This is a genomic window from Pseudarthrobacter sp. MDT3-1 (genome assembly GCF_054510755.1).
Genome location: NZ_JBTNDX010000019.1, coordinates 65,500 through 82,727, shown reverse-complemented (window position 1 = coordinate 82,727; position 17,228 = coordinate 65,500). Strand labels below are relative to the sequence as shown.

21 protein-coding genes are annotated in these 17,228 nt (G+C 66.0%); 9 read left to right on the top strand and 12 right to left on the bottom strand.

Annotation, left to right across the window (positions count from 1 at the left end; translation table 11 throughout):
* Positions 1–61: 61 nt before the first annotated feature.
* Positions 62–988 (bottom strand): SDR family oxidoreductase, encoded by a 927-nt coding sequence (locus ACX80X_RS15110; RefSeq protein ID WP_459312509.1) that lies wholly within the window; start codon positions 986–988, stop codon positions 62–64.
* 125 nt (positions 989–1,113) lie between these two features.
* Here ACX80X_RS15110 and ACX80X_RS15105 point away from each other — a divergent pair, with 125 nt between their 5' ends.
* On the top strand, positions 1,114–1,515 hold the full coding sequence (locus ACX80X_RS15105) for a winged helix-turn-helix transcriptional regulator (RefSeq protein ID WP_252600568.1): 402 nt from the start codon (positions 1,114–1,116) through the stop codon (positions 1,513–1,515).
* A gap of 306 nt (positions 1,516–1,821) precedes the next feature.
* The gene (locus ACX80X_RS15100) at positions 1,822–2,022 is read left to right on the top strand and encodes a hypothetical protein (RefSeq protein ID WP_252600570.1); all 201 of its coding nucleotides are present in this window, start codon (positions 1,822–1,824) and stop codon (positions 2,020–2,022) included.
* Between the two features lie 14 nt (positions 2,023–2,036).
* On the opposite strand, the gene ACX80X_RS15095 is transcribed toward ACX80X_RS15100, so the two are convergent.
* Both ACX80X_RS15095 and ACX80X_RS15090 read right to left on the bottom strand, forming a co-directional pair.
* On the bottom strand, positions 2,037–2,786 hold the full coding sequence (locus ACX80X_RS15095; protein ID WP_252600572.1) for a 3-hydroxybutyrate dehydrogenase: 750 nt from the start codon (positions 2,784–2,786) through the stop codon (positions 2,037–2,039).
* A gap of 59 nt (positions 2,787–2,845) precedes the next feature.
* Entirely contained in the window at positions 2,846–4,228 is a 1,383-nt protein-coding gene (locus ACX80X_RS15090; protein WP_252600574.1) for an MFS transporter, read from the bottom strand.
* Between the two features lie 129 nt (positions 4,229–4,357).
* On the opposite strand from ACX80X_RS15090, the gene ACX80X_RS15085 reads away from it, so the two are divergent.
* Entirely contained in the window at positions 4,358–5,332 is a 975-nt protein-coding gene (locus tag ACX80X_RS15085; protein ID WP_252614548.1) for a LysR family transcriptional regulator, read from the top strand.
* Here ACX80X_RS15085 and ACX80X_RS15080 read toward each other — a convergent pair.
* Positions 5,299–6,249, bottom strand: a complete 951-nt coding sequence (locus tag ACX80X_RS15080; protein ID WP_252600577.1) for a spermidine synthase — start codon at positions 6,247–6,249, stop codon at positions 5,299–5,301. The genes ACX80X_RS15085 and ACX80X_RS15080 overlap by 34 nt on opposite strands.
* Before the next feature lie 112 nt (positions 6,250–6,361).
* The gene (locus ACX80X_RS15075; RefSeq protein WP_252614549.1) at positions 6,362–6,913 is read right to left on the bottom strand and encodes a hypothetical protein; all 552 of its coding nucleotides are present in this window, start codon (positions 6,911–6,913) and stop codon (positions 6,362–6,364) included.
* 190 nt (positions 6,914–7,103) lie between these two features.
* Here ACX80X_RS15075 and ACX80X_RS15070 point away from each other — a divergent pair, with 190 nt between their 5' ends.
* The 4 genes from ACX80X_RS15070 to ACX80X_RS15055 all read left to right on the top strand — a co-directional run bounded on the left by ACX80X_RS15070 (position 7,104) and on the right by ACX80X_RS15055 (position 10,300).
* Entirely contained in the window at positions 7,104–8,054 is a 951-nt protein-coding gene (locus ACX80X_RS15070; protein ID WP_252600581.1) for a hypothetical protein, read from the top strand.
* Positions 8,054–8,485 carry a phage holin family protein gene (locus ACX80X_RS15065; protein WP_252600583.1) on the top strand — a complete coding sequence of 144 codons (432 nt, stop codon included), beginning with the start codon at positions 8,054–8,056 and terminating at the stop codon, positions 8,483–8,485. The genes ACX80X_RS15070 and ACX80X_RS15065 overlap by 1 nt, the downstream gene beginning before the upstream one ends.
* Positions 8,482–9,090, top strand: coding sequence for a DUF3618 domain-containing protein (locus ACX80X_RS15060; RefSeq protein WP_252614550.1), 609 nt, complete (start codon positions 8,482–8,484; stop codon positions 9,088–9,090). Before ACX80X_RS15065 ends, ACX80X_RS15060 begins: the two co-directional genes overlap by 4 nt.
* Positions 9,091–9,181: 91 nt before the next feature.
* The gene (locus ACX80X_RS15055; RefSeq protein ID WP_252610733.1) at positions 9,182–10,300 is read left to right on the top strand and encodes a YihY/virulence factor BrkB family protein; all 1,119 of its coding nucleotides are present in this window, start codon (positions 9,182–9,184) and stop codon (positions 10,298–10,300) included.
* 163 nt (positions 10,301–10,463) lie between these two features.
* On the opposite strand, the gene ACX80X_RS15050 is transcribed toward ACX80X_RS15055, so the two are convergent.
* From ACX80X_RS15050 to ACX80X_RS15025, 6 genes are all read right to left on the bottom strand, one after another.
* Complete coding sequence (locus ACX80X_RS15050; RefSeq protein ID WP_252600588.1) at positions 10,464–11,222, bottom strand: glycosyltransferase family 2 protein; 759 nt, start codon at positions 11,220–11,222, stop codon at positions 10,464–10,466.
* Between the two features lies 1 nt (position 11,223).
* The gene (locus ACX80X_RS15045) at positions 11,224–12,633 is read right to left on the bottom strand and encodes a PIG-L family deacetylase (protein WP_459312505.1); all 1,410 of its coding nucleotides are present in this window, start codon (positions 12,631–12,633) and stop codon (positions 11,224–11,226) included.
* Entirely contained in the window at positions 12,627–13,802 is a 1,176-nt protein-coding gene (locus tag ACX80X_RS15040) for an acyl-CoA dehydrogenase family protein (protein WP_252600592.1), read from the bottom strand. Before ACX80X_RS15040 ends, ACX80X_RS15045 begins: the two co-directional genes overlap by 7 nt.
* Before the next feature lie 21 nt (positions 13,803–13,823).
* Positions 13,824–14,303: a Dps family protein gene (locus tag ACX80X_RS15035; protein WP_252614551.1), complete on the bottom strand. Its 480-nt coding sequence runs from the start codon at positions 14,301–14,303 to the stop codon at positions 13,824–13,826.
* A 154-nt stretch (positions 14,304–14,457) separates the two neighbouring features.
* Positions 14,458–15,135, bottom strand: coding sequence for an O-methyltransferase (locus ACX80X_RS15030; protein WP_252600596.1), 678 nt, complete (start codon positions 15,133–15,135; stop codon positions 14,458–14,460).
* A 56-nt stretch (positions 15,136–15,191) separates the two neighbouring features.
* Positions 15,192–15,515, bottom strand: coding sequence for a thiamine-binding protein (locus ACX80X_RS15025; protein ID WP_252600597.1), 324 nt, complete (start codon positions 15,513–15,515; stop codon positions 15,192–15,194).
* A 120-nt stretch (positions 15,516–15,635) separates the two neighbouring features.
* On the opposite strand from ACX80X_RS15025, the gene ACX80X_RS15020 reads away from it, so the two are divergent.
* Positions 15,636–16,271 carry a TetR/AcrR family transcriptional regulator gene (locus tag ACX80X_RS15020; RefSeq protein WP_252614552.1) on the top strand — a complete coding sequence of 212 codons (636 nt, stop codon included), beginning with the start codon at positions 15,636–15,638 and terminating at the stop codon, positions 16,269–16,271.
* A gap of 161 nt (positions 16,272–16,432) precedes the next feature.
* Positions 16,433–16,651 carry a hypothetical protein gene (locus ACX80X_RS15015; RefSeq protein WP_252600601.1) on the top strand — a complete coding sequence of 73 codons (219 nt, stop codon included), beginning with the start codon at positions 16,433–16,435 and terminating at the stop codon, positions 16,649–16,651.
* A gap of 55 nt (positions 16,652–16,706) precedes the next feature.
* Here ACX80X_RS15015 and ACX80X_RS15010 read toward each other — a convergent pair whose 3' ends face one another.
* Entirely contained in the window at positions 16,707–17,045 is a 339-nt protein-coding gene (locus tag ACX80X_RS15010) for a hypothetical protein (RefSeq protein WP_252600603.1), read from the bottom strand.
* Positions 17,046–17,228: the final 183 nt, after the last annotated feature.

Genomic DNA, 17,228 nt, shown 5'->3' with positions numbered 1-17,228 from the left:
TCATACCAACACCAACACCCGCCAGACCACGACGGGGTGCACCAGTGCGCACCGACCGCGGTCACGTCCCCTCCATTTTCGGACTAGTGAGAGAGCGTCCGGGAGTTGCGCTCGTGCTCAGACGGCGGCGAGCGCCGAGCGCCGAGCGGACTGCAACCGGCATCGGCGTTGTGGGCCGGCCGATCAGGGTGCGGAGGTCCGAGCCGCTGACCAGGAGGTCGCCACGGGCAATGCCGAGGTCCGAGTCCGCCAGGATGTCGGCGAAGAGCTCCGGCACGCCGAATCCGGCGAGGAGTCCTGCGTAGTCGCTGGCTGGAAGGTCCTGGTACACCACGGGCTTGTTGGCCGCGGCGCTGATTTCCTGGGCCAGTTCGGTGAGCGTGAACGCGTGATCTCCGCCGAGCTCGTAGATCTTGCCGGCCTGGTTTTCGGCAACCAGCACGGCTGCCGCTGCCTCGGCGTAGTCCACCCGGGCCGCGGCACTGACCTTGCCTTCACCGGCGCTGCCGGCTAGCGCGCCCTGGGCAAGGGTGCCCTGCAGCTGGTCGGTGTAGTTCTCGAGGTACCAGCCGTTGCGGAGAATGGCGAATGGAGCCCCTGAGTCCTTCAGGATGGTCTCGGTTGCCTGGTGCTCAGCGGCCAGCTTCATGCCAGTGGTGTCAGCGTTGGCCACACTTGTGTAGGCCAGCAGCTCCACGCCTTCAGACCTGGCTGCCTCAATCACCGTGCGGTGCTGGTCCACGCGCTGGCCAACCTCGCTGCCGGAAATCAGGAGAACCTTGCTGGCGCCCTGCAGGGCCAGCGCCACGGACGTGGCGTCTGTGTAGTCCATTGCCCTGACCTGGACGCCGCGCGCTGCGAAGTCGGCAAGCTTTTCAATGGACCGGCCGGCGGCCACAATCTCTGCCGCCGGAACGTTGCGCTCCAGGAGGGCCTCGACGACGTGGCGGCCAAGCTGTCCGGTTGCTCCGGTGATGACGATGCTCATGGGTTGGTTCCTTTCACCATTTCTTGGGGGGGGTCACCTTCCACAACCAGCCGCACCGCCAATTACTTCCTGAAATACAGTACGCACTTTTAGGTAAGGTACTCACCTTTTGGTAAGTTATGGGTATGGAAGCGACTGCATGGCCCACCAACCTGCCGGAAGATCTCCGGGCACACCTGCCGGAAGGATTGGCCGACGGCGTGTTCCCGGCTGGGTGCCCCAGCCGCACCGTCCTGGACCACATCACCAGCAAATGGGGAGTGCTGATCCTCCTGGCGCTCTCCGAAGGTGAGCAGCGCTGGAGCGAACTCCGGCGCCGGGCCGAGGGAATCAGCGAAAAAATGCTGGCGCAGACCCTCAAGACCCTGGAGCGCGACGGCCTGGTCCTGCGGAAGGCGCAGCCGGTCATCCCGCCCCGCGTGGACTACAGCCTGACCGAACGCGGCTATGAGCTGTCCGGCCTGCTCGTCCCGCTCGTCACCTGGGCCTACAACAACGCTGACGACATCCTCAACGGCCAGCGCTGATTCCGGCCAGCGCCGACCCCTGAATCCCCTAAGTAGTACTCGTCCGCGAAGTCGAGTACATGTTACTGGTGTGACTGGTGTGAATAGCGCATAGCGTAAATGTAAGGTGCCAGCCAGGAATTGGAGGACCATCCTCTGCTGGGAGCGTTCCGGCAACCGCGCCGACAGTGAGCGGCGGACGAGCGCCGCGCTGAAGGAGTTTTTCCGATGGTCAACGCTGCCCGCAATCCGTCCCAACACGAACCTCAACATGACCGCCATGACCGCCTCCGCAGAGACGAAGCCGACGCGAGACAACCGCGCCTCATGGCAAGGGCCTGGAACCGCGTCCGCGCGGTGCCAGGCCCAGCAAGCCCCTACAAAGTCGGGGACGCCGTGGTGGGTGACGATCCCTTCAACGGCCGGCACGAGGGTGTGGTGGTCTCACGGAACACCGGCTCTGTCGGCATCGGAGCCGCAGAGGGCGTTGTCTACTACGATCCCCGCCAGGTCAGACGGCAGGAGTAGGCAACCGGCCCCGGCTACCGCGCCGACCAGCCGCCGTCCATTGCGTAGCTGGCCCCGGTGACCATGCCGGCGTGATCGGACGCCAGCCAGGCCACCAGGGAGGCAACTTCCTCCGGTTCCACCAGGCGTTTCACGGCGGACTCGGTGAGCATCACCTTGGCCAGGACCTCGGACGCGGGGATACCGTGCACCTTGGCCTGGTCCGCGATCTGCTTCTCGACCAGCGGGGTCCGGACGTAGCCAGGGTTGATGCAGTTGGACGTGACTCCGTGCCCCCCGCCCTCAAGTGCCGTCACCTTGCTCAGCCCTTCCAGGCCGTGCTTGGCGGAAACGTACGCGCTTTTGAACGGGGAGGCCCGGATTCCGTGCACGGATGACACGTTGATGATGCGGCCGAAGCCGTTGGCATACATGTGCGGCAGCGCGGCCCGGATCAGCAGGAACGGGGCCTCGAGCATCAGCGCGATGATCCGGCGGAAGTCCGCCGGATCGAACGCTTCGATGGGGCTGATGCTCTGGATCCCGGCGTTGTTCACCAGGATGTCGCAGTCCAGGCTCAGGGTGGCGAGCGCGTCAACGTCCAGCAGGTCAACGGCCCAGGCGGTGCCGCCCACTTCGTCGGCGAGGGCGGCAGCGCCGGCGGAGTCGACGTCGGCCACCACCACTTTCGCCCCGCGGGCGGCCAGTTCCCGGACACAGGCAGCCCCGATCCCGCTGGCGCCGCCGGTCACCACGGCCTTGCTGCCGTTCAGTGTGTTTTCCATTGCAGATCTGTTTCCCATCGTGTGCGCTCAATTTCCCTGCGGTGAACTGCTCAGGCAGTTCAGCGTGCGTCCGCCGGGAGCAGTCCCTCGCGGGCGGCGTCGGCCTTGTCCACGTCCTCCAGCGCGATACCCTTGGTTTCCTTCAGGCTCAGCACCGCCACGGTAGTGATCGCGCAGGCAACCACGAGGTAGATGGCCGTGGGCAGCCAGGAACCGGTGTCCTTGAGCCACTGGGTGGCCAGCAGCGGGGCCAGCGAACCGGCGAAGATCGAGGTGACCTGCGAGCCCAGCGAAACGCCCGAGTAGCGCATCCGGGTGGGGAAGAGCTCGGCCATGATGGCGGGCTGGCCGGCATACATAAACGCGTGCAGGCAGAGGCCGATGGTCACGGCCAGGACAATCACCACGGCGTTGCGGGTATCGAACATGGGGAAGGCGAAGAACGGCCAGGCCGCACCGGAGATGGACCCGATCAGGTAGACGGGCTTGCGTCCCAGCTTGTCCACGAGCCGTCCCACCTGCGGGATGACCAGGAAGTGGATGACGTGGGCGATCAGGAGTGCGAGCAGGAGCGAGGACGTGTCGTACTTGTGCACGCTCTTGAGGTAGACAATGGCGAAGCTGACCACCAGGTAGTACATGATGTTCTCCGCGAAGCGCAGTCCCATTGCCTGCAGGATGCCCTTGGGGTACTTGCGCACTACCTCGAAGACGCCGTAGCTGACTGCCTGTTCCTTCTCCACGAGGGCCTTGGCCTCCAGGAAGATGGGCGCCTCGGTGACGTGGGTGCGGATGTAGTAGCCAACGAAGACGATCACGGCGGAGAGCCAGAAGGCCACGCGCCAGCCCCAGCTCAGGAAGGCCTCGGGGCTCAGGGTGGTGGACATGACGAACAGCACCAGCGTGGCGAGGAGGTTGCCCACCGGCACGGCTGCCTGCGGCCAGCTGGACCAGAAGCCGCGGGCGTTGTTGGGGCTGTGCTCGGCAACCAGCAGCACGGCGCCGCCCCATTCGCCGCCGAGCGCGAAGCCCTGGATGAAGCGCAGGGCCACCAGAAGTGTCGGTGCCAGGTAGCCGATTTCGGCGAAGCCCGGGAGGCAGCCCATCAGGAACGTGGCCACGCCGACGATCACGATGGTCAGCTGCAGGGTGGGCTTGCGGCCCAGCTTGTCGCCGATCTGGCCGAAGACGATGCCGCCGAGGGGGCGGGCCACAAAGCCCACCGCGTAGGTGATGAACGCCTGGATAATGCCGTCCAGCTCATTGCCGCTGGCGGGGAAGAAGTACTTCCCAAAGACCAGGGTGGCTGCTGTGGCGTAGAGGAAGAACTCGTACCATTCCACTACCGTGCCCACCATCGAGGCGGCCACAATCTTCTTAAGCCCGGATCCCTTGGGTGCGGATCCGGCGGCATTGTCTGCCGAGCGCTGCTCTACGCTCATGAGTTTCTCCTTAGTGTCCACTTTGACACGCGCTGTGATCCACAGCACTAATGGCTCCACTGAGTATTACTGCACAAACTTGTGCCTTCAATGCCCAATCCAGCACCTGCTGTGTGCACAATTGCACATATGAAGGCGAATCCCGATGACCTCTTGGTCTTGCTTGCGGTGTCCCGCTCAGCAAAATTTACGACGGCGGCGCAAGTGTTGGGGCTGAACCACACCACCGTCTCACGCCGGATAGCCGCCCTGGAGAAGGCGCTCGGCGGCCGCGTCCTGGCCCGGGCGGCCGGCGGCTGGGAACTGACCGAGCTAGGCACGGAGGCCGTCCGCGTCGCCGAACAGGTGGAGGCAGCCGTGAGTGCGCTGGGACCGGCAGGCCAGGCACCGGACCCGATTACCGGCGTCGTGCGCATGACGGCGACAGACGGCTTCAGCGCCTACATCGCCGCGCCCGCCGTGGCACGGCTGCGCCGGAAACACCCGGGACTGAGCGTGGAAGTGGTGACGATGACCCGGCGAGCGCTGCAGCAACGCTCCGGGCTGGACATCGAAGTGGTGGTGGGCGAACCACAGGTCCACCGGGCCGAAGCCGTCCAACTGGGCGAGTACATGCTGGGGATGTACGCCTCGCGTGCCTACCTCGCCGAGAACGGGACGCCGGCGAGCGTTGCTGAGCTGACGGAGCACCCGCTGGTGTACTTTGTGGATTCGATGCTGCAGGTGGACGACCTGGACGCCCCCCGGCGGCTGGTGCCGGCCATGCGCGAAGGGCTGACGTCCACGAACGTGTTTGTCCATGTGGAGGCCACCCGCGCGGGCGCCGGCATCGGATTCCTGCCGTGCTTCATGGGCAATCTGCACAGCGACCTGGTCCGGCTGCTCCCCGACGACTTCGCCGAATTGCTCCCTTACTGGATGGTGCTGCGACCCGATTCGATGCGCCGCCCTGCCGTGGCCGCTGTGGTGCAGGCATTGCGCGACCAGACGGCGGCGCACCGGGATGCCCTGCTGGGCCGAGGCAGGAACTCCGGTGGTTGCGCTTGTCGAAACCCCGGATTTCGACAAGCTCAACCACCGGAGGCGTTCACTGCCGGGTCGTGACGCACCGGGGAGTTCGCGGCGAAGGCCCGCACTTGGGCGTCGTTCCAGATGTGGGCCGGGACGGCTCCGCCCAGGAGCCGGCGGGCCAGCTGCGGATCTCCGTCCAGCGGGGTGTCGCTGCCGGCCATCACCATGTTGCCGTAGCGGCGGCCCTTCAGCATGGAGGGGTCGGCGATGATGACGGTGTGTGCGAACGCGGCCGCGATGGCGGCGGCGTCTTCCCTCGCATTCCTTAGATCCGGGGCGTCGCCTGAGTTCACCACATAGATGCCGCCCGGCGACAGGACCCGCTTGATGTGGTCATTGAACTCGGCGGTGGTGAGCGGCCGCGGCGTGAGTGAACCGGCAAACACGTCACGGATGATGAAGTCGCGACTGTCCGGCGTGAGCGTCTCGGTGACCTCGCGGGCCTCCCCCACGCGCAGCCGCAGGAGCGGCGCCTTGGGCAGGTCGAACCAGCCGCGGACGTACTCGGCCAGCTTGCCGTCGAGCTCCACCACCACCTGCCGGGCGTCCGGATAGGCGGTGTGGAAGTACCGGGCCAGGGAACAGGCCCCGCCGCCCAGGTGCAGCCCGCGCAGCCGCTCGGTCCCGCCCGCGGCGGGCGCGCCGGACTTGGCGCCGCCCTTTCCGGACCTCGGCGGCCAGCGTGACTCAATCAGCGCCGCCATCCAGCGCATGTACTCAAAATCGAGGAAGAGCGGATCGGCGAGGTCGATGTGGGAGCTCATAACACCGTTGATCTTCAGGAGCCACCCGTTGGAGTTGTCCTGGTCCGCAACGAGCTCGCAGTCGCCGGTATCGATGTAGTAGACGCCCTCAACGGGGCCATCAGGACGGGTGCCCTTGGGCACCTCGATGACACCCGTCGTCGGACGCTGGCTGTTCCGGCCGGCTGACTTGCCGCGCTTTGCCATTACCCGTGTGCCGCTTCAGTCATGGATCAACCCTAATTGACTGCCCTGCGCCGGCCGTCCGGAACGGTCGCGGTCCCGGCGGCGGGAACACGGCCGGTTTGCGGGAACAGGGCTAGGTTGAGAGCGGCCGGTCCCGGTCGGTCCTCTCAGCCCGGTCTGCCCGGTCCCGGACACGCCGCAGTTCCTCCGCCCGCGTGGCGTCGGTGCCCGTGGCGTCGTCCGGATGCGCGTCGGGGTCCGGCCCAAGCGTCTCCGTGCGGGTGGCGTCGGTGCGGGTGGAGTCGGTGCGCATCGTGTCGGTACGCGCGTCCCCGTCCTGATTTATGTCGGGGTCCAACGCGTCCGCCTTCTGCGTGCGCTCGGCCACGTCCTCCCGGAGCGACCTGGCGCTGTCGGTCTTCTGCTCAGCCTCCTGCTTCAGCCTGGCCGCGTCCACCTGCGCTTGCTCTGCGTCGGCGCGGGCGCGGGTGGCCCGGGCTTCGTTCTCACGCGCATCGAGCTCGATGTCCTCGGCTTTCCGGCGCATTTCGGCAGCCTTTTCGCGGTGCGATTCGTCCCGTTTCAGCTCCATGGCCCGACGGCGACGCCCGGTCACCAGCCACAGCACGATCAGGACCAGCACGACGACGGCAACAATCACCCAAACCCACGATGTTGTATCCACGACTACGCACCCTTTCCACTTCGTTGTGACGGGGTCCCTGCGATGCCGGGTCGGCAGGCGATACGGACCCCTTTTGAAATTCAGGTAGGAAGGGTACTTACCTTCCGTTAGTAACCATGCTTACTATTTTACGGCCAGTATCGCTGGTTCTTAATCAACAACCGGCCTTCTTTGGAAAGAGAGAGCGAAGATGACAGAGAACCAAAGGCCCGAGGACTCGGCTTACCCGGCTCCACAGGCCACCCCCGGAACCACAGGAGAACGCGCCCCCAGTACGTTCCCCGCAGCAGCGCCACAGACGCGCGACACCGTCGGGACGTCCCGCAAGGATGCTGTCAAGGAAGAGGCCGGGGACGTCGCGCGGACAGCGGCGGATTCCGCGCAAAGCGTCGCTGAAACCGCCAAGACGGAAGCGGGCAACGTCGCGTCAGAGGCGAAGGCGAATGCCAAGGATCTCCTCCACCAGGCCCGCTCCGATCTCACGGAGCAGGCAGGCGCCCAGCAGCAGAAGGTAGCCAATGGCCTCCGGTCAGTCTCGGACGAACTGCACGCCATGGCGCGTGCATCGGACCAGCCCGGAGTGGCCACGGACCTGGTCCGCCAGGCCGCGGAGCGTTCCTCGTCGGTAGCCTCCTGGCTGGACGGGCGGGACCCGGGCTCGCTCTTGGATGAAGTCAAGAGCTTCGCCCGGCAGCGCCCCGGGACGTTCCTGCTTCTCGCGGCCGGGGCTGGCGTCCTCGCTGGCCGGCTCAGCCGCAGCCTGAGCGCCGGCGCACCGGAGTCCGCAACGCACTACGCTGGCGCCCGCGGCCAGTACGGCGGTGGCCAGTACGGCGCCGGCGGTCAATACGACAGCGGCTACACGCCGTCGGCCGGTGGGACTGTCCCGCCCCCGCCGGTACAGCTGCCCGGCCCGGCCACCACCACGGCAGGATACGACGGCGGCACGCCGGGGAGCAGTTACGGCGACCCTTCGCGTCCCGCCAGTCCTCTCGACAGCCCCCAACTCGCGGCACAGCCCTTCTCGACCAACCGCATTGCCGACGACCCGTTGGCCGACCGGGAGCTCGCCGACGATCCTATGGCCAACGACCCCCTGACCCGCGACCGCTCAGCGGACGGCCAGGCTGGCAGGCTGTGATGAGCAGCCAGATACCTGAACCTCCTCCGTCGGCGGCGCACGCGAAGGCGGACAACACCTCGTTGGGTGACCTGCTCGGTGAGGTGACCCGCGACCTGTCCACGTTGATGCGCCAGGAAGTGGAGCTTGCCAAGGCCGAACTCAAGGAATCCGCCAGCAAGGCAGGCAGGGGAGGTGGCATGCTGGCCGGCGCCGGCGTAGCTGGCCACTTCGTGCTGCTGTTCCTGTCGATCGCCCTCTGGATCGCGTTAGGCGAGCTGATGGGACTCGGCTGGTCCGCCGTCGTCGTCGCAGTCATCTGGGGCGTCATCGCCGCCGTCCTGGCCTCCATCGGCCGGAAGGAACTCAAGACTGTGAGGGGCATGCCCCAAACCGCTGAAACACTCCAGGAAATTCCCCCAACCCTAAAACCCGGTGAGGTAAGACGATGAGCGACAACCCGGACGATATCCGTTCAGATATTGAGGCAACGCGCGCCCGCCTGGGCACGAACGTGGACGCGGTGGCGGACAAAGTGACGCCGTCTAACATCGTCCACCGCCAGACAGACAAGGTGAAAGACGCCGTCTTCGGAGTGAAGGAGAGAGTCATGGGAACAGCCGACGACGTCACCAACCGCGTGCACAGCGGAGTCCACGCCCGGACTGACAGTGCAGGCAATGCACTCAGCGATGCAGGCGCCGCCATTGGTGACGCTCCGCACCAGGTGAAGGCCAAAACACAGGGCAATCCGATGGCTGCAGGCCTGATCGCGTTCGGGGCCGGCCTGCTCCTGTCCTCACTGATCCCTGCCAGCGAGAAGGAACGCGAAGCAGCGGATGCCCTCAAGTTTGCCGCCGAACCGTTGACCACCCAGCTGACCGAGGCCGCGAAGGACATGGCCGAAGGCCTGAAGGAACCGGCACGGGAAGCGATGGAAAACGTCAAAGCAACGGCAGCCGACGCCGCCGAGCATGTTAAGGCCGAAGGTCAGGTTGCGGCAGCGGACGTCAAGGACCGCACTGTCGACGCCAGGGATCACGTCCAGAACACGTAACGGCACCAGCACCGCCAGCAGCACAGACAGGCCGGTTCCGCCTCCCCCGGCGGAACCGGCCTTTCCCTTTCCAACCCCGAGAGGACACACCATGGCCGCTCACGATGCACCCGAAACCAGCACCGCCAAGGCGGGCAGCGCTCCCGCACCCGACGACTCCCGGAAACCGGACAGCCCCACCGACGTCACCAAACCGTCGTGGAAGTACATCGCCAAAAAGACGCTTCGGGAGTTTAACAAGGACCAGTGCCCGGACCTCGCGGCATCCCTGACCTACTACGCCGTGCTGTCCTTGTTTCCTGCAATGCTCGCGCTCGTTTCCCTGATCGGCCTCTTTGGGGACCCCGAAAAAACAACCACGGCCCTGCTCGAAATCGTGCGGGGCTTCGCCCCTGCTGAGACGGTGAATACCGTTAGCGGCCCGGTTGAGGAATTGGCGAACGCGCCGGCGGCAGGATTGACTCTGGTCATTGGCCTGGGAACAGCGCTGTGGTCCGCTTCGGGCTACGTTGGCGCCTTCGGTAGGGCGATGAACCGGATCTATGAAGTGGACGAGGGCCGTCCATTCGTCAAGCTGCGCGGAACCATGCTGGCTGTTACGCTCCTCGCCGTAGTCATCGTGGCACTCCTGGCAGGCATGCTGGTGCTCAGCGGACCTGTGGCAGAGGCAGTCGGCGACCTGATCGGGCTCGGTGGCGCGTTCCTCACTGTCTGGAACATCGCGAAATGGCCGGTAATGGTGGCACTCATCATTGTCATCATCGCGGTGCTCTACTACGCCACTCCCAACGTCAAGCAACCCAAGTTCAGATGGATGAGCCTTGGCTCCGGCATAGCCCTGTTTATTTTCCTGCTGGCCTCGCTCGGCTTCGCCTTCTATGTGGCCACCTTTGGCAATTACAACAAGACCTACGGCGCACTTGGCGGTGTGATCGTTATGCTGCTCTGGTTGTGGATCCTGAACATGTCTCTTTTGTTCGGGGCAGAATTTGACGCCGAGATGGAGCGGGGACGGCAACTCCAGGCGGGAATCGAGGCCGAAGAAACCATTCAGCTCCCGCCGCGGGACACCAAGAAGAGCGAGAAGATGCAGGAGCAGGAAGAGGACGACATCCGGCGCGGCCGCGAGCTGCGTGAGCGCCACGGGAACGGCCCGGATCAGGCTGGATCGGACGCCAGTACGGGACGAAACGGCGTCAAGCGGGTCTAGGCAGGGCCCGCCACTTGGAGGAAGATCAATATCAGCAGATTCCTTCAGTTTTCCCGGGCCTTTGACGTCCCGGGTGTCTGGCGGGGTCGGCGGCGAGGTGGCCTCTTCTGAGACCGAGGCCAGTCCCCCCAGTCGTCGTCGGCCCCCTCATTTTGTCCGTTTCTCAGCGTTCGAACGCCACGGCGGACTCCATACCAAGGGCCAGCAGATATGCGCCGAAGCCCTGCGGCGCCCGGGCCTCGGTCCGCCCTGAGGTCAGGACCCGCACCGTATCCGTGGACGTTATACGGAACCCGTGGCGGCGCAGCCGTGCGGCCAGCGCCCGGTCCTCGTGCGAGCGCTGACGGGGAAAGCCACCAGCGCGAATGTAGGCCGAGGCCCGCACACCGAAGTTCGCACCATGCACATGGGGGTGTTCCTCCCTCAACGGATGCCGGGCGTGCCAGCGCCTCAGGAGTTCGCCGTCCATGCCCTCCGGATCCGGTTCCACCGTTCCCAAGACTGCATCGGCGCCGCCGTCAGCCAGTTCCACCTGGCGCAGGAGCCAGTTTTCCGGAACGCAGGAATCGGCGTCGGTATTTGCCAGCCATACCCGTCCGGCGGTCTGCGGTCGGTCCGCCCCCGCACTGTCCGGCAGGCGCCCTGTGAGGAGCAGGTTGATCCCTGCCCGCCGGCTCCTCCCCACGCTGCGGAACGCGACCGGCAGCAGGGTGATGCGGCGATCCGCCGCCGCAATATGCGCCGCCACGGCGCCCGAGCTGTCCGTGCAGGCGTCCAAGACCACCACGATGGCGACGTCTGTATCCGGCTGACTGTGCTGCAGGGCATCAGCTGCGGCACTGACCGCTGCCAGGGCACGTGCCAGGTGGGGTTCCTCGTTATGGACCGGAATAACCACGGCAACCTGCGCGATCCTGTCCATGTCAGGACACCGGAGGTCCGGGATCGCCGGCATCGCCGGCATCGCCGGGAGCCACGAGCGTTTCCAGCACAAAATCGCGTTCCTGGTACAGACCGCCGGTGGGCCACCGCAGCCGGTTCCGGGCCAGCGCGTGGACCGAGTCGCCGTCGAGCTCCCATCCGGAAACCGGGTGCCGCCAGTGGCACAGCAGCAGCGTGCCGTCCGGCGTCATCGATTCCTTGATCCGCTGCAACAGCAGATCAAACTCTGCAGCGGACAGGTAGTAGCCCACTTCGGAGACCACTACAAGGTCGAAGCTGCCCCCGGGCCAGTCACCGGGGAGCGTCAACTGCCGTGTGGAAACCCCGGGGAACGGCGCGAGCCGCCGGGCCGCAAGCTCAAGCGCGGTGTTGCTGGCATCCACGGCAAGCAGCCTGGTGCATCTGGTGGCCAATTCGGCGGTCAATGTTCCGATGGAGCAGCCGATTTCCAGGCCCGACAGGTAGTTCTCCTGGGGCAGCGCGGCGAGGGTGAGCGCGCGCTTGCGCCGCTCGTACCAGCTGGTGGTGTACTCCCAGGGGTCTTCGGACTTCGCGTGCACGGCGTCGAAGATCCGCTGCGCGTCCGCGCTGGTGTGGGGAAGGGATTGGACCGGGCGGGCCCCGGGCGGCGTCCAGGCGAATGTCTCAAAAGCGCGCCTGAAATGCTGCAGCAGCCCCTCGCCGAGGAGCACCTCGTCCCCGTCCAGCCCGGACAGCGGACGTATCTGGCTCGCGTGTGAGTCCATGGCGGACCTCTTCGCCGCCCGCTGATCAGCACCCAGCGGAACGCGCGCCCAGGACCGCCAGGCAGGGTCCTCCGGGGAGGCCCACAGCCAGTACCAGATGGGATACTCCAGCAGGGCGTGCCCACCTTCGCCGGCGACGTCGGCGGCCACCGCACCAAGGGCGTTGTGGTCCGCATGGCCGTCGTCTCGGTACGGGGCCACAATTGCCAGGTGCTGCGGTGGACCGGGGAGCCGGCCGACGGCCTCCCGCAGCCGGGCGGCGATTTCCGGCGTGAGTTCTTGCAGGCCCCGGTCCGGCAGCCCGAGGAAACGCCAGCGTCCGGCCAACCCCAGGACTCCCATCGCTGCCGCAAACTCCTCAAGCCGGACGGCGGCGAGCTGTTCAGGCGTGGTTGTCGCCGAGTCCGGGTGCGAGCCCTCCCCCGCCGTGCACAGCAGCACCTCGACGTCGGCGCCCAGCGAGTGCAGCAGCGCCAGCAGGCCCCCGGCGCCCAGGGTCTCGTCGTCGGGGTGTGCCGCCAGCACGACGAACCGCATGGCAGCCAATTCCTGCTGCCCCAAGGGCAACTCCGCCATAGCCGCGAGCCCGCTCGCCGCCCAACGGGCCTCATCAGTCCCCTGGTCCGTGTGCGAGAAGGTCACCACAGATGCTCCCCCTTCAACGTCAGCTTTCCCAGCTGTGCATCGTCCCGCATGGCATGGTGCTGGCGCACGTACAGCGCCAGGTCCGCCATGCGCTTGGCATACGGTTCGTCGAACGCCAGTGGCGCCGGTCCCCGGTTCCGGCTGACAAGGGACAGGACACGCTCGACGGCGGCAGCTACGGTTCCGCGCACGCGTAACGCTTCGCTCCACGCGCTCCGGTCCGCCGCCGGGTGTGCCCCTGGCTCCTGTCTGTCTTCCCTGACTTCCGGGCTTCCGCCTCCGGTCTCCCGTGTATCTTCCCCGGCGGACAGGCTGCCGTCGTTGGACAGCTGGCCGTCGTCGATGAGGGCCGCCGTTCGCGCCAGGTACTGGAGTGCGGCGGTGAGGATCCTGTCTGTCTCGCCCAGGGCAGCCAGCGCGATCTGGTCAGGTTCGCGGCCGGACTGAGCTGCGGCGACCAAGGAGTTCTTGTAGTCCCGCGCCACGCCCACGGCGCCCCCGAGCCAGCAGGCTGCTACCCCCATGCCACCCCAGGCGAAACCGGGCCGGCTGAAATACCAGCTATCGATGCCCAACTGCTGTGCGGGCACCTGGCTGAAATGGACAGTCCCGCTGGGAATCTCGCGCAACCCGCGCGCCACCCACGCCGACTCCTCACACGTCACTCCCGGATGCCGGAGGTCCACCGCAAAGGCGGCTCTTCCGCCGGTTTCGGTGTAGGCAGTGATGACGGCCCGGTCCAGGAGCGGCGCCAGTGAACACCACGGCTTGGACCCGCTCAGCAGAATTCCGGCGTCGCCGGTCTTGGCCTCGAGGCGGAGTCCCGGGCCCTCCGCGGCAAACACTCCCCAAGCGCCCGCGCAGTCGGCCGGAACAGCGCCCGCCCGATGGTTCCCCGTCTGGGCAAGAATCGCTTGGGCATCCATATGCGGTTCAAAAACGCGGCCTGCGGCAATATCCACCGCCGCGACGGAAGCGAGCAGTTCCCAGAGGCGGGCAGTTTGTCCGTCCCCTGGCTGAGGCCAATGGCTTCCCGAGTCCCGGGCCAGGGCCAGAAGTGCGGGAACATCGCCAGATGCGGCCGCCACGGACTCGAGCAGGGGAACCGTCCAGGCCAGTTCCGTTTGAGTTGAAACCAGCCGGACGGGCTGGTGGGATGATGCAGTCACGCTGACGCCTCTCTGCACTGCCTACTTAGCCGCCGGTTCGGTGACGGCCGCGGACGGAGTCATGGTTTCCGCGTTGACCATCCACGCGAGCCGTTCCAGGCGTTCGATGGCGGCATGCAGCAGGTCCGCGCTGGTGGGATCCTCTTCATCCACGTCATCGTGGACATCCCGCATTGTCTGCACTGTCCGTTCGAGCCTGGCAGTGACCAGTTTGACGGCGTCCTTCGTGGAAATCAGGCCGCCGGTGAGCTCAGCAAGACGCGTGTCTGCGGCTACGGTGTGGCTCCGTCCGTCGGGCAGGGCGTGCAGGGCCCGCATCCGCTCCGCCGTCTGGTCCGCAAACAGCCGGACACTGGCGATGATCTCGTCGAGCTGCAGGTGAAGGTCGCGGAAGTTGGTGCCCACTATGTTCCAGTGGGCCTGCTTGGACTGGAGATGCAGCTCAATCAGGTCCGTAAGGACCATCTGAAGATTGCTGGCAAGGGTGGGTGACGCTTTCATCGTGTTCCTCCACTGCAGGCGGTTCCGGACAGGCATCGGCCGGACAGTCATTCTAAGCATACTTAGCAATATTCTGGATGAACGGATGCAGTCTGCGCCCAGAAGTCAGCCGCTCGGGGTCACTGGCTTGCGGTTAAATGCTTGCGGTCAGCACTTAGCGGACGCGTGCCAGAGCGAACCCGTCCCAGCCTTTGGACCCGACCGTCTGGATCACGGTGGCATCGAGCTGCGGATGCCGGCCCAGCAGTTCCAGGGCGCTGATGATCCCGGGGGCATTGATCTGGTCCATGGAAGGATCCAGCACCGCGCCCTCCCAGACGGCGTTGTCCAGGACCACCACGGTTCCCGGCCTGCCCATGCGCACGGCCCACTCAAGGTACGCGGCGTCGTTTTCCTTGTCCGCATCGATGAACACAAAATCGAACGGCTCCTGGCCCTCCGACTGCAGCGCGGCCAAGGTGTCCAGGGCGGCGCCCACCCGGATCTCAACTTTGTCCCCCAAGCCGGCAGCCTCCACATTCGCCCTGGCGATGTCCGCATGTTTGGCGAGGTATTCGCACGTCACCAGCCGGCCGCCGTCGGGCAGTCCCTGCGCCATCCAGATGGTGCTGAACCCTGCGAGCGTGCCGATCTCCAGCACCCGGCGGGCGCCGGACAGCTGGACCAGGAGCTTGAGCAGCTTGCCGGCGTTGGGCGTAACTTCAATGGGCGGCATCCCTGCGTCGACGGCGGAGCGCACCGCCTGCTTAAGTGCAGAGTCTGGGTGCACCACCGTGGTTGTGAGGAAGTCTTCCACTGCCACCCACCCAGGCTGGGTCTTGTGCTCAAACATGGCCACAGTCTGGCACGCAGGCACGCGACGGTCTAGGACTCGGCGTAGGCACCAGTCTAGGAGCCGTCCGAGAGTGCCCCTTCAAGGCGGTCCACCTTGGCGCTGAGCTCGCCCTTATAACCGGGCCGGATGTCTGCCTTGATGACCAGTGAGACACGGCTGCCAAACTTTCCCACGGCTTCGGTGGCGCGCTTTACGACGTCGAACACCTCGTCCCATTCGCCCTCGATGGTGGTGAACATTGAGTCCGTCTGGTTGGGCAGGCCCGACTCCCGGACGATCCGCACGGCGGCCGCAACGGCGTCGTGCACTGATGCGTCGGTGGGACGCGATCCCCCTGCAGGCGTACCGGACGGGGCGACTGAAAATGCAAGCAACATAGGGCAAGTCTGCCATGTGGCCCAACCCGAAACGGGTCTGGTGAGGCCGGCGAAGCGTCACATACGTTGCTACCCTCCGGTAACCGTGAAGGCTGCCTGCGGCATTGCTAACCTGAACGAATGAGCATTGCTGTCGTCCGCAAGCCACTACGCGCAGACGCTGCCCGGAACGTGGACAAGATCATCCTGGCCGCGCGCCTGTGCTTCCGCGAGCATGGTCCCGAGGTTCCCCTCCAGACCATCGCACTGACGGCAGGTGTTGGCCCGGCCACCCTGTTCCGGAACTTCGCCGACAAGGAGGAGCTGGTCCTGGCCGCCCTCAACCGGCAGCTCCGCGAGACCGTGGACCCCGTTATGGCGGACGCGCTGGCGGACATCGACGCAACTGCGGGACTGCTGCGCGTCCTCGAAGCCATCATGGCCGCGGCCAGCGCTGATGCCAACCTGCTGGGCGCCGTTGCGGGCCGCCGCGAACTCCTCACCGGCATCACCGGCTCGCTGATGGATTCCATGAGCGTCCTGCTTGGCCGCGGCCAGGGTCAAGGCACCCTGCGTTCCGATATTTCCATGACCGACATGTTCCGCCTGCTCGCCATGCTGATCGGCGTCGTGGACACCATGGAGCCCGGTTCCGACGCCTGGCGCCGCCCGCTGGCACTGATCGAGGACGCCATCCGCACTGAACGGCCCCACCGCCCGTTGCCCGCGCATGTGCCGCTGCCCGCCCCACAGCTACAGGGTCCACAGTTCACCTGACACCCGCGCCCTCCCGCCGGACCACCACCACGGGCGCCCCATTGTTGGTGTCCAAACGTTGGATTAGACTCAGGTAAGGTTACGCAGCCAGCCTCTGAATCTTCTGAGGGAGCATGAGTGAAACACCTCCAGCGCAGCCAGTCCAACGCCATCGTCCGCCGATGAACCAGACACACTTGTCCCAGATTATCCACGACCCCCGCGGCCCCGAGGAGATCCTGCCGTCGCTGGCGGCGGAGGACCTGGCCAATCTGCTGGACGCCCTCTACCAAAACCTCGACACTCCCACCCCGGTATTCGGTGCGCAGGCGTGGTATGAGCTGGCCGTCGAGGAAAGCGCCCGCCGGACCGGGTCGCCAGAGGATGAGCAAACCGCCTGACCGGCCTACGGCCCGGACCACGAGGGTGGCGGTGCCGTGCTGACGATGAGCCCAATCAGCTGGCGTCGCCCCCGGGGTTCTTTTGTTGATGTTTGGTTTCTTCGGGCGTGTTCTCCTGCGGCCCGGCGCTGCCTTTCCCCTCCGCCGGGGGAGGCTCCTGGCCGTGCTTGTGAGGCTCATGATCGTAGTGATGGGGCACGTGCTCCTTGGCCTCCAACAGGTGCTGCTGCAGCTTCTCCTCCGCATCGCGGCGGCGCCGGGAAGTATCCCGCAGTTCCCGCGTCGATTCGGAGACAGTGGTGTCATAGACCGGCCGCGGCTTCGGGTCTGCAGCCTGGGGGTTGTCGGTTCCGCTATCCGGATCCGGGGTGTTGGGCTCTGGCTGTTCGTTCATCTTGACTGACTCCTTTAGGCCGTAGCGACAGCCTCACGCCGATACACCGGCCGGCCATCAATCGTCAGGTTCCGTTTCCCGGTTTCGGAGTTCGGCCCGTACGGCCGCGTGCAGGGCGGTGATGTTTGCTCCCTGACTGACGTCCAGAGCCAGTCTCATCCGCTCGGAGAGTACAACCAGGTC

Coding starts and splice junctions, on each gene's coding strand:
- ACX80X_RS15110 (WP_459312509.1), bottom strand. CDS start 988: ATGAGCATCGTCATCACCGGAGCAACCGGACAGCTTGGCCGCCACGTC.
- ACX80X_RS15105 (WP_252600568.1), top strand. CDS start 1,114: ATGGAAGCGACTGCATGGCCCACCAACCTGCCGGAAGATCTCCGGGCA.
- ACX80X_RS15100 (WP_252600570.1), top strand. CDS start 1,822: ATGGCAAGGGCCTGGAACCGCGTCCGCGCGGTGCCAGGCCCAGCAAGC.
- ACX80X_RS15095 (WP_252600572.1), bottom strand. CDS start 2,786: ATGGAAAACACACTGAACGGCAGCAAGGCCGTGGTGACCGGCGGCGCC.
- ACX80X_RS15090 (WP_252600574.1), bottom strand. CDS start 4,228: ATGAGCGTAGAGCAGCGCTCGGCAGACAATGCCGCCGGATCCGCACCC.
- ACX80X_RS15085 (WP_252614548.1), top strand. CDS start 4,358: ATGAAGGCGAATCCCGATGACCTCTTGGTCTTGCTTGCGGTGTCCCGC.
- ACX80X_RS15080 (WP_252600577.1), bottom strand. CDS start 6,249: ATGGCAAAGCGCGGCAAGTCAGCCGGCCGGAACAGCCAGCGTCCGACG.
- ACX80X_RS15070 (WP_252600581.1), top strand. CDS start 7,104: ATGACAGAGAACCAAAGGCCCGAGGACTCGGCTTACCCGGCTCCACAG.
- ACX80X_RS15065 (WP_252600583.1), top strand. CDS start 8,054: ATGAGCAGCCAGATACCTGAACCTCCTCCGTCGGCGGCGCACGCGAAG.
- ACX80X_RS15060 (WP_252614550.1), top strand. CDS start 8,482: ATGAGCGACAACCCGGACGATATCCGTTCAGATATTGAGGCAACGCGC.
- ACX80X_RS15055 (WP_252610733.1), top strand. CDS start 9,182: ATGGCCGCTCACGATGCACCCGAAACCAGCACCGCCAAGGCGGGCAGC.
- ACX80X_RS15050 (WP_252600588.1), bottom strand. CDS start 11,222: ATGGACAGGATCGCGCAGGTTGCCGTGGTTATTCCGGTCCATAACGAG.
- ACX80X_RS15035 (WP_252614551.1), bottom strand. CDS start 14,303: ATGAAAGCGTCACCCACCCTTGCCAGCAATCTTCAGATGGTCCTTACG.
- ACX80X_RS15030 (WP_252600596.1), bottom strand. CDS start 15,135: ATGTTTGAGCACAAGACCCAGCCTGGGTGGGTGGCAGTGGAAGACTTC.
- ACX80X_RS15025 (WP_252600597.1), bottom strand. CDS start 15,515: ATGTTGCTTGCATTTTCAGTCGCCCCGTCCGGTACGCCTGCAGGGGGA.
- ACX80X_RS15020 (WP_252614552.1), top strand. CDS start 15,636: ATGAGCATTGCTGTCGTCCGCAAGCCACTACGCGCAGACGCTGCCCGG.
- ACX80X_RS15015 (WP_252600601.1), top strand. CDS start 16,433: ATGAACCAGACACACTTGTCCCAGATTATCCACGACCCCCGCGGCCCC.
- ACX80X_RS15010 (WP_252600603.1), bottom strand. CDS start 17,045: ATGAACGAACAGCCAGAGCCCAACACCCCGGATCCGGATAGCGGAACC.